The organism is Cryobacterium sp. MDB2-A-1, from assembly GCF_004402675.1.
In the GTDB taxonomy this organism is placed as follows: domain Bacteria; phylum Actinomycetota; class Actinomycetes; order Actinomycetales; family Microbacteriaceae; genus Cryobacterium; species Cryobacterium glucosi.
In genome coordinates, this window is the sequence record NZ_SOFK01000010.1 from 168,542 (window position 1) to 183,804 (window position 15,263).

At 66.8% G+C, this 15,263-nt stretch carries 14 protein-coding genes and 1 tRNA gene; 4 read left to right on the top strand and 11 right to left on the bottom strand.

Annotation, left to right across the window (positions count from 1 at the left end):
- Positions 1–16: 16 nt before the first annotated feature.
- Positions 17–766 carry an HAD family phosphatase gene (locus tag E3O39_RS02115; RefSeq protein ID WP_255454103.1) on the bottom strand — a complete coding sequence of 250 codons (750 nt, stop codon included), beginning with the start codon at positions 764–766 and terminating at the stop codon, positions 17–19.
- Positions 767–847: 81 nt separating this feature from the next.
- On the opposite strand from E3O39_RS02115, the gene E3O39_RS02120 reads away from it, so the two are divergent.
- Entirely contained in the window at positions 848–1,798 is a 951-nt protein-coding gene (locus E3O39_RS02120; RefSeq protein ID WP_134446569.1) for a PAC2 family protein, read from the top strand.
- A gap of 12 nt (positions 1,799–1,810) precedes the next feature.
- On the opposite strand, the gene mshC is transcribed toward E3O39_RS02120, so the two are convergent.
- The 3 genes from mshC to E3O39_RS02135 are packed head-to-tail and all read right to left on the bottom strand — an operon-like array spanning position 1,811 to position 5,356.
- Positions 1,811–3,151, bottom strand: a complete 1,341-nt coding sequence (gene mshC / locus E3O39_RS02125; RefSeq protein ID WP_134446570.1) for a cysteine--1-D-myo-inosityl 2-amino-2-deoxy-alpha-D-glucopyranoside ligase — start codon at positions 3,149–3,151, stop codon at positions 1,811–1,813.
- 10 nt (positions 3,152–3,161) lie between these two features.
- The gene (locus E3O39_RS02130) at positions 3,162–4,016 is read right to left on the bottom strand and encodes an undecaprenyl-diphosphate phosphatase (RefSeq protein WP_134446571.1); all 855 of its coding nucleotides are present in this window, start codon (positions 4,014–4,016) and stop codon (positions 3,162–3,164) included.
- Between the two features lie 14 nt (positions 4,017–4,030).
- Complete coding sequence (locus E3O39_RS02135; protein ID WP_134446572.1) at positions 4,031–5,356, bottom strand: M20/M25/M40 family metallo-hydrolase; 1,326 nt, start codon at positions 5,354–5,356, stop codon at positions 4,031–4,033.
- 149 nt (positions 5,357–5,505) lie between these two features.
- On the opposite strand from E3O39_RS02135, the gene E3O39_RS02140 reads away from it, so the two are divergent.
- Positions 5,506–5,588 (top strand) — tRNA-Leu (locus E3O39_RS02140).
- Between the two features lie 260 nt (positions 5,589–5,848).
- On the opposite strand, the gene cls is transcribed toward E3O39_RS02140, so the two are convergent.
- Positions 5,849–7,258, bottom strand: a complete 1,410-nt coding sequence (gene cls, locus E3O39_RS02145; protein ID WP_134446624.1) for a cardiolipin synthase — start codon at positions 7,256–7,258, stop codon at positions 5,849–5,851.
- 211 nt (positions 7,259–7,469) lie between these two features.
- Here cls and E3O39_RS02150 point away from each other — a divergent pair, with 211 nt between their 5' ends.
- On the top strand, positions 7,470–8,207 hold the full coding sequence (locus E3O39_RS02150; protein ID WP_134446573.1) for a phosphatase PAP2 family protein: 738 nt from the start codon (positions 7,470–7,472) through the stop codon (positions 8,205–8,207).
- Positions 8,208–8,278: 71 nt separating this feature from the next.
- Positions 8,279–8,974 (top strand): phosphatase PAP2 family protein, encoded by a 696-nt coding sequence (locus E3O39_RS02155; protein ID WP_241975456.1) that lies wholly within the window; start codon positions 8,279–8,281, stop codon positions 8,972–8,974.
- A gap of 25 nt (positions 8,975–8,999) precedes the next feature.
- Here the strand turns inward: E3O39_RS02155 and E3O39_RS02160 are convergent, their stop codons facing one another.
- From E3O39_RS02160 to E3O39_RS02185, 6 genes are all read right to left on the bottom strand, one after another.
- Positions 9,000–9,809, bottom strand: a complete 810-nt coding sequence (locus E3O39_RS02160) for a DUF1206 domain-containing protein (RefSeq protein WP_241984947.1) — start codon at positions 9,807–9,809, stop codon at positions 9,000–9,002.
- Between the two features lie 67 nt (positions 9,810–9,876).
- Positions 9,877–11,214, bottom strand: coding sequence for a class I SAM-dependent methyltransferase (locus E3O39_RS02165; RefSeq protein ID WP_134446574.1), 1,338 nt, complete (start codon positions 11,212–11,214; stop codon positions 9,877–9,879).
- Entirely contained in the window at positions 11,211–12,590 is a 1,380-nt protein-coding gene (locus E3O39_RS02170) for an FAD-binding oxidoreductase (protein WP_134446575.1), read from the bottom strand. The genes E3O39_RS02165 and E3O39_RS02170 overlap by 4 nt, the downstream gene beginning before the upstream one ends.
- A gap of 44 nt (positions 12,591–12,634) precedes the next feature.
- Positions 12,635–13,456 carry a hypothetical protein gene (locus tag E3O39_RS02175; protein WP_134446576.1) on the bottom strand — a complete coding sequence of 274 codons (822 nt, stop codon included), beginning with the start codon at positions 13,454–13,456 and terminating at the stop codon, positions 12,635–12,637.
- The gene (locus E3O39_RS02180) at positions 13,453–14,277 is read right to left on the bottom strand and encodes a heavy metal-binding domain-containing protein (RefSeq protein WP_134446577.1); all 825 of its coding nucleotides are present in this window, start codon (positions 14,275–14,277) and stop codon (positions 13,453–13,455) included. The genes E3O39_RS02175 and E3O39_RS02180 overlap by 4 nt, the downstream gene beginning before the upstream one ends.
- 40 nt (positions 14,278–14,317) lie before the next feature.
- Positions 14,318–15,256 (bottom strand): heavy metal-binding domain-containing protein, encoded by a 939-nt coding sequence (locus E3O39_RS02185; RefSeq protein ID WP_134446578.1) that lies wholly within the window; start codon positions 15,254–15,256, stop codon positions 14,318–14,320.
- Positions 15,257–15,263: the final 7 nt, after the last annotated feature.

The window sequence follows — 15,263 nt, forward strand, 5'->3', positions numbered from 1 at the left end:
ATGTTGTCGGTGTCGCTCATGCGTGGATGTCGTCCTCGGTCGGATGCGAGCCGGAACCGGGCCGCGCGGGTACCTCGGCGACGGCAGCGCGCCGCTCGGCAAAGACAGTGTGGACGCCGGCCAGCGTGCGTCCGTGCAGGGTCGGCCACAGTTCGTACCGGGCGCTCGCTTCGATCTCGACCATGTGCGGGACCGCGATGACAACGGCGCCGGAGGCGACGGCCGCCGCAATGCCGGGCAGGGAGTCCTCGACGGCAACACAGTCGGCGGGGGTGACACCCAGCAACCGGGCGGCCGAGAGATAGGCCTCAGGGTGCGGTTTGCTCTGGAGGACCATGTCACCGGCGACGATCGCATCGAATGCGGCGAATCCGACCTGGTCGGACACCTGCTGCGCCATCCGGTGTTCCGACATGGTCACGAGGGCCATCGGGATGCCCGCGGCCTTGACCTCCGTCATCAGCTCGAGGGCGCCGGGGCGCCAGGGTGCACCGAACTCACTGAGGAGGCCCTGGACCCGCGTGGTCAGACGGTCGACGATCACTTCGGCGTCGAGGCGGACACCGCGATCCTGCAGGATGGCCGCGGAGCCCAGCAGGCCGCTTCCGACCAGAAGCATGCAATCACTGTGCGTCCAGACACCGCCGAAGCTCTCGACGAGCTCGGTTTCGGCACGCATCCAGTACGGTTCCGAGTCGACGATCGTGCCGTCCATATCCCACAGCACGGCCGCGGGCAGGGGCGAAAGAGGACGGAACGGGTTCACAGGGTCCAAGTGTAAGGGGCACCGCTTATCCTTGACTGACGGTGCTTTTCCGGGCGCCCCGGCAGATCGAGGTTTCACGCAGTGACAGATGGCAATGGATTCCTGGGCGGACGCCTCCTTGTGGTGGCGTTTGCAGGCTGGAACGACGCGGGTGAGGCCGCGACCGGTGCCGTTGGCATCCTCAGGGACCTCCTCGACGTGTCCTCCCTCTTCGAGGTGGACCCCGAGGTCTACTTCGACTACCAGTTCAACCGGCCGACGATCTCCACGGATGACGAGGGTCACCGCCAGCTCGAATGGCCCGGCGCGACCCTGTTCGGTCCTGCAGAGCCTGGCGTCGTCGGGGAGCCCCTCGCCGACGACGCACAGCTGCGCGTGAGCGGCAGCAATGCGGGCAACATCTACCTCCTGCTCGGCACAGAGCCGAGCCGCAGCTGGAAGGGATTCACCGCAGAGGTGCTCGACGCGGCCCTCGCTGCGGACATCGGCGGAATCGTCTTCCTCGGCGCCATGCTCGCGGACGTTCCGCACACGCGCCCCATCTCCATTTTTGTCTCGAGCGAGAACCCCGAGGTGCGCAGCGAGCTGCAGATCGAGCGCAGCAGCTACGAGGGTCCCGTCGGGATCCTGAGCGTGCTCTCGCACGCGGCAGAGCTCGTCGGCATCCCGACCCTCTCGATCTGGGCGTCCGTCCCCCACTACGTGCACAACGCGCCGTCGCCGAAGGCGATGCTCGCCCTGATCGACAAGCTCGAGGAGATCATCGACGTGGTCATCCCACGCGGCGACCTCGTCACCGAGGCCGAGGAATGGCAGACCGGCATCGACACCCTCGCGGCAGACGACGAGGAGATGGCGGCGTACATCAACCAGCTCGAGCAGGCCAGGGACACAGTCGACTCGCCGGAGGCGAGCGGCGAGGCGATCGCCCAGGAATTTGAGAAGTACCTCCGTAAGCGCGGCGACGGTCGCGACGGCCAGTCCGGGCGCGCGGACGGGCGTCCGGGTCCTGACGTGCCGCGTCAGCCGTAGCCCTCGGCCGACCTAGAGGGTGATGCCCAGCAGGGCGTCGATGGCCAGGGCCACCAGTTCCGGCGCAGCCGTGCCCGCTTCTGCGGCGGCGTCCAGGATCCGCAGCGCGGCCGGGGTGTCGAGGTCGTTGACGAGCGCTGCGCGCAGCGCGACGATGACCTCGTCCGCGTTCGCGACGGCATCCGTGTTGACGTCGTCGACCAGGTCTTCGTCCACCCTGCCATCGGCGGCGGCGGCCGTCGCGTCTCCGGTGGCACGACCGAAGGCCCTCGTCCAGGCCTCGAGGCGCGCCTCGGCGGCGGAGAGCGAGTCGGTGGTCCATTCCCAGTCGCTGCGATAGTGCTGCGCGAGCAGGGCCAGGCGGATGGCCCGGGGGTCGGTGCCCCCGGCGCGTAGCGCCGAAACGAGCACGAGGTTGCCGAGCGACTTGCTCATCTTCTCGCCCTGGTATGCGACCATGCCGGTGTGGCTGTACACGCCGGCGAGCGGATGCCCCGAGAGGGCGGCCGCATGGCCGGCGCTCATGTCGTGGTGCGGGAAGATCAGGTCCGAGCCGCCGCCCTGAACGGTGAAGTCTGTGCCGAGTTCGGTGAGGGCGATCACGGAACATTCGATGTGCCAGCCGGGACGGCCGGCGCCGACGCGCGAGTCCCAGGCCGGTTCGCCCACCCGGGCGGCACGCCAGAGCAGCGGGTCGAGCGCGTCGCGCTTTCCCGCACGGTCGGGATCGCCGCCACGCTGGGCGAACAGGGTCAGCATCTGCTCGCGGTCGAGGTTGCTCTCGTCGCCGAGCTGCCAGGGCGCCACCCGCTCTGCGGCGGCGATATCGAAGTAGATGTCTGAGCCCGCGGCCTCCGCCGGACCTGCGGTGTCCGAGAGCTCGGCGGCATCGACGGCAACGGCGTATGCGAGACCGTCGTCCCAGAGCTGGGCGACCGCGTCGGCAACCTCTTCGATGACCTCGGTCACGGCGACGTAGTTGTCCGGAGGGATGATGCCGAGGGCTTCCATGTCCGTGCGGAACAGGTCGACCTGGGACGCAGCGAGGTCGCGCCAGTCGACGCCGGTGGCCGTCGCCCGCTCCAGGAGCGGGTCGTCGACATCCGTCACGTTCTGTGCGTAGTGCACGCGGTAGCCGGCATCGAGCCACACCCGCTGGAGGGTGTCGAAGGCGAGGTAGGTGTTCGCGTGGCCGATATGCGTCGCGTCATACGGCGTGATCCCGCAGACGTAGAGCCGGGCGACGTCGACCGGTTCCGCGAGCACGAGTGCTTCCGTCGCCGTGTCGTACAGGTGCGGTGCTTCGGAGTTTCCGGGGAGGACGGGGATGTCGGGGTGTCGCCAGGCGCGCATTCCAGGGCCCCTAAGCCGCGATGGTGTTGGTCGCGAGCAGGGCCATCAGAGCGAAGCCGAGCACGATGCGGTAGATGACGAAGGGCAGGAAGCTGCGCTTGGAGATGTAGTTCATGAAGAATCCGATGACGAACAAGGCGACGACGAAGGCGACGACGGTCGCGACCGCGGTCTCGGCCGGGCCGAAGATCTCCGGGGTGCAGTTGGTGGCGCCCTCGAGGCAGGGGTGCGCGATGGCCTTGTACATCTCGTAGAAGCCGCTGCCGAGCACAGCCGGGATGGCGAGGAGGAATGCGTAACGGGCGGCGGCGCGGCGCTCGTAGCCCATGAACAGGCCGGCCGTAATCGTTCCGCCGGAACGGGAGACGCCAGGGATCAGCGCGAGCGCCTGGGCGAAGCCGTAGATGACGCCGTGCGTGACCGTGATGTCCTTCAGGCGGCGCCGGTGGGCCCCGACCGCATCGGCGACACCGAGCAGCACGCCGAAGACGATGAGCACGGTCGCCGTGATCCACAGGTTGCGGAGGGTGGACTCGATCTGGTTCTGGAAGACCAGGCCGAGCACGATGATCGGGAGCGATCCGAAGATGATGAGCCAGCCCATCCGCGCGTCGGGATCACTGCGCGGGATCTTGCCGAACAGGGACTTGACCCAGTGCGTCACGATGCGCGAGATGTCCCGCCAGAAGAACAGCACGACGGCCGCCTCCGTGCCGATCTGGATGATCGCGGTGAACCGGGCGCCCGGGTCCCCGCCCATGCCGAGGAGTTCGCCGACGATGCGGATGTGGGCGCTGGACGAAACCGGGAGGAACTCGGTCAGACCCTGCACGAGTCCCAGGATGATGGCGTTGAGGAAGTTCACCGGAGCTCGCTTTGCTAGTAGGTCGACAACAGGTCGGTAAGGACCCGCCTGCCAAAGACTAGCGCGTCGAGCGGAACCCGCTCGTCGACCCCGTGGAACATTCCGGGGAAGTCCAGCTCAGCCGGAAGGCGCAGCGGGGCGAACCCGTACCCGCGGATTCCAAGCTTGGACAGGGCTTTGTTGTCGGTGCCCGCTGACAGGAGATAGGGAAGCACGGGGGCGCCCGGGTCGTGCCGGTGCAGGCTGCCGACCACGGCGTCGACGAGCGGGCCGCCGAAGTCGGTCTCCAGGCCGATGTCGCGGTGCATCACGACGATCTCGATGTCCGGGCCGACGAGGCTCGCAACTTCGGCGAGCACCGCGTCCTCCTCGCCGGGCAGAGTGCGGATGTCGATGAGCGCCTCGGCGAGGTCGGGGATCACGTTGTGCTTGTACCCGGCCTTGAGCAGCGTCGGGTTGGTCGTGGTGCGGAGGCTGGCCTGGATGAACCCGGACGCTGTTCCCGTCGCGAGCGCGAGTTCGTCCGGGCCGACGCGCTGCGGATCGACGTCGAGGATCCGGGCGATCTCGGCGAGCAGCTGGGTCGTGGTGTCGGTCAGCCGGATCGGCCACTCCCGGCGGCCGATCGCCGCGACGGCCGTTGCGAGCTTGGTGACGGCGTTGTTCCGGATGAGCCTCGAGCCGTGGGCGGCGTCGCCGCGGGCGACGAGCTTGATCCAGATCAGGGCCTTCTCCCCCGTCTGCAGCAGGTAGGCGCGCTGGCCGCCGAGCGTGATCGAGTACCCGCCGACCTCGCTGATCGCCTCGGTGGCGCCTGCGAAGAGCTCCGGGCGGGTGTCGACGAGGTAGTGCGAGCCGAGCACTCCCCCGGCCTCTTCGTCGGCGAAGAACGCCACGATGAGGTCACGGGCCGGTGCCTCGCCCGCGCCGAGGATGTCGCCCAGTGCCGCGAGGATCATCGCATCCATGTTCTTCATGTCGACGGCACCCCGGCCCCAGAGCAGGCCGTCCTTGATGACACCGGCGAAAGGGTCGACCGACCAGGTCTCCGGGTCGGCGGGGACGACGTCGAGGTGGCCGTGCACGACCAGGGCGCCCGCGTCGCGGTTCCGGCCGGGCACGCGCACGACGACACTCGTGCGCCCCGGCTCCGAGTCGAAGAGCTCCGGCGCGAGGCCGAGGCCCCTGAGGTGCTCGGCGACGTACTCCGCGGCATCCGTTTCACCGTTGGAACGGCCCTCGCCGTAGTTCGTGGTGTCGAACCGGATCAGGTCGCGGGCGAGTTCCGCGGTCAGATCGAGGGGTGTTGCCGGATCGGTGTCGTCTGCCCAGGAAGCCATGACTTCACGCTATCGGTTGTCGCTGCGGGGAGCTGTCCCGGGGGTTCACGGACTGTCATGTGCGGGTGTTCGGTCGGGGTGTGCGGGAAGGCCTCGAAATCCGTGCTAGATTATTGACTCGTCAGCCGGTCACCGGCTGGCCAGCACCAGCCCGGGTGGCGGAATGGCAGACGCGCTAGCTTGAGGTGCTAGTGCCCTTATGGGCGTGGGGGTTCAAGTCCCCCCTCGGGCACAGAATGAAGATCCGGTAGTCCAGGTTCTTCGCTGTGAGAAGAAATAGGTCGAGACATCCAACGGATGTCCGGCCTATTTCTTTGCCCGGATCGGATACTCAGCGCTCCTTGCGATATGTGCAGCCTGCAGTTTGCTGACAGTGGCCCAAGGATTCGTTCCGATACGTTCCTGATCGTGCCGCCCGAGTCCTGAAGAACGGCTGACGTGCCTGCCCACCCGCTGTGCCCCGGGAGCGGGAATGGTCGCGCCATGCGGCGGTCATTGGACGGTGGCAGTGAGCCTGCTGAGGTTGTCCAGGACCTGCGTGCCAAGCGGACGTTGCAGCCACTCGTCGAGCAGAACCTCCCGGGAGTGGCTCCGGTAGTCGTCCTGAATCCTGCGCAGCGCGTCGACGAAACGTCTCCCCCGGACCAGCAGCGAGATTTCGAAGTTGAGGCTGAACGAGCGCATGTCCATATTGCTCGACCCGATCACCGCGACTTCATCGTCGACGGTGAAATGCTTGGCATGCAGGACGACCGGTTTCTCGTACAGGAAGATGCGCACTCCCGCCCGCAACAGGGTCTCGTAGTACGAGCGTTGTGCGTGGTATACGAGGGCCTGGTCGGCGACTTCGCAGGCGTACAGGTGCACCGTTACTCCCCGTTCCGCGGCCGTCGTGATCGCGTAGAGCATGGAGTCGTCGGGGACGAAGTAGGGGCTGGCGATGACGAGTCGTTCCTGGGCCGAGTAGAGCAGGGCGTTGAAGACCCGCAGGTTGTTCTCGCCTTCGAACCCGGGCCCACTCGGAACGACCTGGCAGTCGAGGGTGTCCTCGGTGGTCACGGAATAGATCGGGTCTGCCTCACGGGTGAGGAGATCTTCCGTCTCGGAGTACCAGTCGGTGATGAAGATCGCGTTGACGCCCGCGACGACGGGGCCTTCCAGTCGCACCATCAGATCCTTCCACCGCAGGTTCCGTTTGATGTTTCCCCTGGTGTTGTAGCTGGGGTCGACCATGTTCTGCGAGCCCATGAATCCGACGATTCCGTCGATCACGAGCACCTTGCGGTGGTTTCGCAGGTCCGGGCGCCGCCATTGCGTTCTGAAAGGATGGAAGGGGAGCATTTCGTGGGAATCGATGCCGACGTTCCTCAGCCAACGGCGGGTCGCCCGGCCCTGCGGGCTCCGGATCGTCGAGATGTGGTCGTACAGAACCCTGACGATCACACCCCGTTCATGGGCTGCGAGGAGGGCGTCGAAAAACGGCATCGTCGTCCGGTCTCGGCTGAGAATGTAGAACTCCACGTGCACGTACCGTTCGGCCCGCATCACTTCCTCGGTCATCGCGGCGATCGACTCCTCGTAGTCGGGCAGAAGCACAGCGTCGTTTCCGCCGACGAGCGGCATGGCGCCCAACGTGTGGTTCAGTTCGACGACGGATTCGAACCATTGGGGCCAGGTCTCCGTCTTGGAGACCTGGTCGAGGCCGGCGGTCGTACCGAGGATGTAGTCGTTGATGTCCTGTTGCTTCTCGCGCCGTGCCTTCGGGAGCCTGCTGCTGCCGAAGAGGCTGAAGAGCACCGCTCCCGGGATCGGCGCAATGAAGATCGCCATCAGCCAGGCCATCGCCGCCGTGGGACGGCGGTTCGGCGGAATCCTGATGACCGCCCCGACGCGGATGGCCATCTCGAGGACGAGGACCGCGATCGGCAGGGCCTTGGGCAGTTTTCGCAGGTTCACTCTGGAAGTCCGATCTGACGTGCGGCCGCGCGGATTCACGTGTCCCCACCTTAGTTGGGCCGCCGGTACCCCGGGAGGTAAGCTCGCCTTCACCCACGATCACCGCATGAGCATGGTGACCGGTCGGTGCCCATCAAACGATCCTTTGGCTGGAGTCATGGCCGGTAGTTCAACCGAACGCTCGGATGCAGCGCCCGGCGCGCGTCCTGAACGTGCGGCAACGTCGGGTGCACGCCGCGTCTCCCGCCGGTGGCCGCTGATCAGTGGCCTCGCAGCCGTCGCCCTGGCGTGTGCGCTGGGCGCTCTGATCGCAACGCGTGATCATGGGCTGCCGTTGCCCATCGATGTGGAATGGATGCGGGAACTGGTTGAGAATCGCGAACCCCTCTGGCAGGTCCTTGCACTGACGATGGACTTCCTCGGAGGAGGCGTGGTGGCGACCCTCGTCGTGCCGGCCCTCGTCGCCGTCGCGCTGCTTGTGGCACGACGTCCCTGGGCGGCGGCTTACTACCTGGTCGCGACCATCGTCACCGGAGCAGCCGTCCAACTCCTGAAACAATTCTTCGGGCGCGCACGCCCGGAAAATTTCCTGACGAACCTCGATTTCGGATCTTTCCCATCTGGCCACGTTGCGAATGCCGCGACGATGGCCGCAGTCATTGCGATTCTCCTGCCACGGATCTGGGTTGTGGTCGCCGGGACCGTTTACACGGCCCTCATGATGATCAGTCGCACCTATCTCGGTGCACACTGGCTCACCGATACCCTGGGCGCCCTGCTGCTCGGAATCGGCGTCGCGATTGTCACGTGGGCGCCGCTCGCCGCCAAGCTCGACGGTGAACGCGCGCTCGCCAAGGAACGCAGGTCACGATCAGCGAAAGGAATTGCCCCGTGAATCCTCCCCGCACCAACGGCCAGCGGTCTTCCCTGCACGGCATGCGCACCAGATTCATCGCAGAGGAACGCGTGCTGGAGCCCGCCTCTCGCCGGCGATTCTATGTGACGTCGATTGTTCTGGTCGGCTTCGGCGTCGTCTGTTTCACGGCAATCCTCGCCTCCGTCCTGCAGCACAACGGACTCACCGTGGTGGACGCGCCTGTGCAGGACTGGCTCTTCGGTATGCGCTCGCCAACCCTGACCGCGATCATGATCGGACTGGCGATCGTTTTCGGGCCCGTCGCACTTCCCATCCTTCTTCTCGTCGTGTGCGTGGTCTGGGGCATCATAGGTAAGCACGGCCGACGTCCACTCATCCTGGCATCGGCCATGTTGGTCGGAGTCCTCTTGGGGCAGGTGATCGGACATGCGGTGGACCGCCATCGACCGCCGACCGATCTCATGCTCTTCGGCCCCGATCCCTCCTTCTCCTTCCCGTCCGGACACGTCCTGGGCGCATCAGACTTCGTCCTGTTGACCGCGTACCTCGTGTTCTCACGTCGTCGAAGCATCCGTGGAGCAATGGCAGGCTTCGGCTTCGCGCTCCTGTGCATCGTCGCCGCGGCGGTCAGTCGCGTTTATTTGGGCTACCACTGGGCAACGGATGTCATGGCATCCGTATCACTTTCCCTGGTCATTCTGGGCAGCGTGATCGCCTACGACACGTGGCGAAGCCTTCGGGCTTCCGGGGAGCTCCAGATCACGATCCCGCACTCTGCGGAATGACCTGAACCCGCGTGAACCTCAGATGTCAGAGCCGGGCGCGCCAGGCCCTGACGAAGCCGTACAGCCCATAGGCGATCAGACCCGCACCAAGAGCAGACAAGATAGGCCCGCCGTACGGAAGAGCGACGAGGGACCTCAGCGCCCCGTCCAGGCCGGTCGACTGGCTCGGGTCCACGGTGATGGCCGCAACCACGATGAGGACCGCCACGACGGCCAACACGATTCCCTTGGCGACGTAGCCGACGATTCCCAAAGCGAGGACAAACTTTCCAGCCGACCCGCTCGGCACCGAGATATCTGCCGTGAACTTCTGCAACGCACCCTTGCGCACGAAGTAGACCCCGATGGCCAGCACGAGAAGACCCCCGGCCAGGAGGACGATCACGCCTCCTGGCGCCGCAAGAAGCGATGCGCTGGCATCACGGGTACTGCCGGCGGAACTCGTCGCTCCCCCCTGCGCAAAGGTGAAAGCGGTCCCCGCAAGAAGGAAGTAGACAACCGCCTTGCCGACTTCAGTGACGCGCCGGGACCACTGACGTTTGGGGTCTGCGCCGCGCATCAGGAACGCTCCCAAAAGCAGCCAGAGCCCGAGGGCAGCCAGTCCCGCGACCACAACCCACAGAACGAATACTCCGCCCGGGCTCGTCGCGAGCTGCCCGAGAGCACCGGACTGATCTGCACTACCGCTTCCGGCACCAACCACGATGGCGATGGCTATCGCGGCGATGAGGATGTGCAACAAGCCGTTGACGGCGAAGCCCAGGCGGGCAAGCATCTGCAAAGTGCGGCTGTTCTTTGCTGTGCTGGCAACGCTGGCCGCTGAGTTACTGATCACGGCCTCAGCATAGGACGACATCGGTGGTCCGGACTATCCTTCTTCCCTAACGAACTTCCCCAACGAATCAGGGAGTCCACCAGGGCCGCAGGGGCAGGCTCCCGAGGCCGTCCCCGTCCGACGGCTTCACCGCAAGGACCTGGTGCAGCTGGATTCCCCCCGTCTCGAACGCGAGCCGTGAGCCGGCCATGTACAGGCCCCAGACCTTCGCGGTCTGCAGTCCGACCTCGGCGACGGCCTCATCCCAGTGCTCGACGAGGTTGGTGCACCAGTCGCGCAGGGTCAGGGCGTAGTGCTGCCGCAGGTTCTCCTCGTGCAGCACCTCCAGGCCGGTGTCCTGTGCGGCGCTGATGATGCGGCCGGAGCCGGTGAGCTCGCCGTCGGGGAAGACATACCGGTCGATGAACCCGCGGGTGGACGCTTCGGAATGGTTGTCCGGGCGGGTGATGCAGTGGTTGAGCAGGAGCCCGCCCTGGCGCAGGCGGGACTGCAGGAACTCGAAGTACGCGGGATAGTTGCGCACGCCGATGTGCTCGAGCAGCCCGATCGACGACACGGCGTCGAAGCCGGTCTCGGCGATGTCGCGGTAGTCGCCGAACCGGACTTCGGCCAGACCGGCGAGGCCTTCCTCGGCGATCGCACGCTGCGCCCAGCCGGCCTGCTGTTCCGACAGGGTCACTCCGGTGGCCCTCACGCCGCGGCGGGCCGCGTAACGCACCATGCCGCCCCAGCCGCAGCCGACGTCGAGCAGCCGGTCGCCCGGCTTCAGCCGCAGCTTCTCGAACACCAGCCGGTACTTGTTCTCCTGAGCCTCGTCGAGGGAGGCGTCCGGGCGCGGGTAGCACGCGCACGTGTAGGTCATCGACGGCCCGAGCACCCACTCGTAGAAGGTGTTCGACACGTCGTAGTGGTGGTGGATCGCCTCGGCGTCCCTGCTCTTGCTGTGCCGTAGTCCCCCGGCGATCCGGCGCCAGCGCGGCGGTGCTTCCAGTTCCGGCGGTTTGATCGGGCGCAGGTGGCCGACTCCGATCGAGCGGATGATGGTGGCCATCACCCGGGGCGACGGCAGCGTGAAGACCAGGTCGCCGGTGAGCGCTCTGAGGAGCTCGTACGGGTCGCCGGGGTGCACCCCGTGGATCTCGAGGTCACCGGCGATATAGGCGCGGGCCAGGCCCAGGTCGCCGCGGCCGGTCGCCAGGTAGGTCGTGCCCCGCGGCGTTCTCAGCTCCAGCCCGAGCGGTGCCTCCGGCGGGCCGGCCGAACTCCCGTCGTAGGCGGTGAAACGGAGCGGGAGCCGACCGCCGGCCAGGATTTCGAGGATCCCGGCGAGGGCGAGCTTCCCCTCCGGCTCCGACGTGCGAGCCCCTTCCGTGGCTTCCGAGGATCGCTGCTGGAATGTGGTCATCGTCGTAACACCGCCTTTGCGTAGAGATCGAGGAGACGCGAATCGGGGTCGTAGCGGGCCTTGACGCTCCGATAGACGTCTCCGCCATAGAGTCCGTCGAACTTCTCCGGAGAGTAGTACGAGTCCGAGTACAGCGACTTGTGCCCGTCGAACTCGCCGACCGCATCCTCGATCCGACGGTTCGTCTCCCCCTCGGTCGACCCCACCGGCACCGTCGACCAGAACCCGACGTTGACATACGTCTGTCGCGGCCGGATCGGGTACAGCGGCCAGCCGCCGTCGTCACGCAGCCGCAGCGGGCAGAGCCAGATCGGTTCGATCGGCACAGTGGCCAGAAACCACTCCAGGAACTCCGCACAGCGCTCGATCGGTATCTCGACGTCCTGCACGACACGTTCCCGGCGTGGACGATTCCGCAGCCACTCGAGGCGATCCCCGATCTGGAATCGCTGTTCGTAGCGCATCAGCTTCCCGTAGAAGCTGCTGCGCCGAAGCGTTCGGGGCCAGAGCCTGCGGACGAGCGGACGCTGTGCGCCGAATGCCGCCGAGCACCAGAACCAGTCCGTGTCCCACCGCCACAGGTAGTCGTGGATCGTGAGCCGGTCGACCGTGGTGCCGGCGTCGTGCTGGATGGACCGGTAGTAGATCTTCTGCCCGGTGTAATCGCTCACCGGGCCGGACGCGGCGGTCTGGGCGCCCACGCAGAGGTAGCCTTCGTCGGCGCTGGACACCACGCCGTCGAGGTAGTCGACGCGGTCGCCGTCCAGGTCACCGGTCGCGACGATGCGGTCCATCGCCGCGATGAGGTCGGGGAGCGAGTGGAACCGCAGGTGCCGGATCTCGACGAAGGGGTCAACCTGCTCCAGCTCAATGCGCAGGCGCACCGCGTACCCGAGCGTGCCGTAGGAGTTCGGGAAAGCGCGGAAGAGGTCCTCGTGCTCAGCCGGCGACGCCGTGATGACGTCGCCCGTTCCGGTGAGGATGTCCAGCTCCAGCACCGACTCGTGCGGAAGGCCGTTGCGGAAGGACGTCGATTCGATGCCGAGGCCCGTGACCGCACCGCCGAGGGTGATCGTCTTCAGCTGTGGGACCACGAGCGGAGCCAACCCGAGCGGCAAGGTCGCGGCGAGGAGGTCCTCATAGGTGCACATGCCGGCCACGTCGGCCGTCCGCGCTTCGGTATCGACCGCGATGACGCCCGTCAATCCCGACGTGTCGAGGCCCGGGGCGTCCGACTTCGCGCGTGACCGGAACAGGTTCGAGGTGTGCTTCGCGAGCCGGACGGAGGCCGTCGGCGGGACCGCCCGATAGCTCGCGAGCAGCCGCTCGACGCCGGCGGCGTGAATGGTGTGTGCGTCGATCGAGGGAGTGGACACCCACCCAAGCTAGTCCTCGATCGCCCAGCCCGCACGCATCGCCGTTACGAGAGATCGAGACTGGACCTGGCGAAACGAGCGGAGAGGAACCGGCCGTTGATCAGGAGACCTTCGGCATCATCACGGACGGCCGCGTCGTACATCTCGGTGACGGCCGTCTCGAGAACGGTCAACTGAGCGGCCAGTGCCGTGTCAGGCGTGGTGCCGTCGGCGAAGACGTGATTGTGCGCCCACTCGGCAGGGAGCGCAAGATACGTGCGCAGAGTCTCGGGGAGATACGAGGTCGCCGTTCGCCTGGCCGTCATCTCGGCTTCCAGGTTGCCCGCCAGCCTCGGCAGTGTCTCCAGCAGCAGCCCGGTGATCCGACGGACGGCCGTCACGGCTTCCGGCGGGAGACGGGACTCCACCCGCGCCGGAAGGCTTCTCAGATCGACGTCGAGGGTCGCATCGGCAACCCGTACGTCCGACCCTGTCGACTCGATGCCGAGGGTGTGGAGTGCGTGCGCCGCCGCGGAAGCCTCGCCCGCGGCATCCCCCGCCACGGCGGCGATACGGCCGGCGAAGACGCTGAGCCATTCGCCGAGGGTCAGGGTCCGCCGTGAGATCACGACGCCGCCGGAAACCTTCTGGGCCTGGGCGAGGAACCGGGGTCCCGCGAGGTGAGTGAGGGTCAGGGTCTCACTGTTCGCCCCAAGTCGAATCTCACGGATGGACCCGGGCTTGCCGGCCAGGCGGTCTGCCAGCGAGCGGTTCCGTTCCACCGTCAGGACACTCGCGGCCACCGGTGCGGACAGCGCACGTATGGCTCCGTCGGCGAGGCCGGCCAGAAACGCCTGGGGGTCGGCCGTGGCTTGCTCGAGGGTCACCAGCGGCCACCGTCCGTCAGGGGAAGCACGAGGCCCGGAGTGGCGATGACGTGATCCTCGCGCAGTTCGCGGACCGCGCTTCCGATCGCGAAGAATTCCGTGGTGTGGCCGCCCCACCGGTGCGGCAGCGACAAGAGTTGCACTCCGACGATGCCGTCAGCCGCGAGGGTTTCGGCCTCCGTCTGCATTCTCCCCATGGCCAGTTCGCGAGCGTCGTACAGCGCCTCCGTGAACTGGGTGATCTCGATGTTCGCTCCCAGGCTGCTGAGGGCGGCTATCGTTCCCCGGTGGGCGATGTGATAGACGCAGGTTCCCATCACGAGGCCGAGCGGTGCGTAGCCCGACTGGATCAAGGTCCAGAAGTCCTGGCCGGAGAGGTCCGAGGTGAACGGAAGACCCTTGTTGTTGCGCCAGGTACCGCTCGCCGGGGCGTGGTCTGCCACGACGGCTGTTCCGATGGCCACGAATTCGGCAAGGTTGTTGCCGTAGTCCTTGAACTCGATCTCGAGCCGAACGCCCACGATGCCGTCTGCGCCCAGGGCGTCGGCCTCCGCCTCCATGCGCGTCATCGCGAGTTCCCGAGCGTGGTACATCGCGGCACTGAGCTTGTCGAGCTCCATGTTCTGGCCCCAGCGTCGCGTCTGGATCCCGACGTGGTAGACGCTCGAACCGAGCACGAGTCCCACCGGGCGGAATCCGGCTTGCCGCACCAGGAGGAACTCGTTGACGGACAGGTCGGACGTGAACAGATGCTTCTTGCCGTCGGCCAGGCGCGCCCGGGCGCTCGCCGAGAGGGAGACGCCGGAGAATGGGTCCGTCATGGGGTGGTCGTCCGTTCGCTCGTCGTGGGTGCTGGGGAGATCATCGTTCAGGCGTTCGTGGGCGTTGCGGGGAATCGCGCAGGGGCATCACGGTCAGGGGCGGAGGAACGGCCGACCGGTTCCGCGCGCGCGGCAACGCCACCAGGGTGGTGCCGACGACGACGAATTCGGCGTGCAGGTCTCGCGCATCCGAGCCGCCGCACGCGGTGTCGAACTCGGACAGCGTGGTGTCGGTCACGACGAGATCTGCCGCACCCGTGTGCGTGACCCGGCGCGCGAGCCGCTCCCTGGCTTCGCGCCGCGCCGCCTGGACCAGCCTGGTCATCCCGGTCACTTCGCCGTTTATCCAACTGGTGCGCTGCTGCTGGAGCTGCCAATCCTCATGCTTCGTCGACACGGACATCCCGAGCACGACACTGTGCGGGAGATATCCGGCCAGGAGAGCCGCGGCGCAGTCTTCTCCGCTCAGGTTGGTGTACCAGGGGTCGGCCGCGGATCCGGGAGAAGGCACGAGAGAGGAATCCGTGGAGCGCACGGCCGTACCGAGGGCGCTGAATTCCCAGGCCGTGCCCTCGACGCGGGTGCGACGGATGCGAATGTCAACGACTCCGTGCGCCCCGAGTGCCTGCGCTTCGACGCGCATCCGCTTGAGTGCGCCATACCAGCCGCGTTCGTATGCGCCGACGTAGGGGGCGAAGCTGCCCCAGGTGGACCCGCCGCCTGAGGTCGTCACGGGCGAAACCTGGCCTATCGACGATCTCCCCATCTTCGCCCCCGACGTCCACCAGGCACAACCGCTGCCCTTCCACCCGAGGTTCATGACGGCGCAGCCGAAGACTTCGCCGACGGCGGTCAGCCCGACGCTCTGGATGCTCGCCGCCGCGGCGACCGAGAGCAGCGACCCCGCTGTTCGACTGGCCTTTTGTCCAGCGATGCGGGCATGCGCAGCAGGCGGCAGTCCCCCCGTCCATTCATCCACGTGCTCA

Excerpts from the sequence above, each read along its gene's own strand:
- cls (WP_134446624.1), bottom strand. The coding sequence starts at position 7,258 with ATGGCCATCCGCGTCGGGGCGGTCATCAGGATTCCGCCGAACCGCCGT.
- mshC (WP_134446570.1), bottom strand. The coding sequence starts at position 3,151 with ATGCGCGCCTGGCGACACCCCGACATCCCCGTCCTCCCCGGAAACTCC.
- E3O39_RS02150 (WP_134446573.1), top strand. The coding sequence starts at position 7,470 with ATGGCCGGTAGTTCAACCGAACGCTCGGATGCAGCGCCCGGCGCGCGT.
- E3O39_RS02180 (WP_134446577.1), bottom strand. The coding sequence starts at position 14,277 with ATGACGGACCCATTCTCCGGCGTCTCCCTCTCGGCGAGCGCCCGGGCG.
- E3O39_RS02165 (WP_134446574.1), bottom strand. The coding sequence starts at position 11,214 with ATGACCACATTCCAGCAGCGATCCTCGGAAGCCACGGAAGGGGCTCGC.
- E3O39_RS02135 (WP_134446572.1), bottom strand. The coding sequence starts at position 5,356 with ATGGCTTCCTGGGCAGACGACACCGATCCGGCAACACCCCTCGATCTG.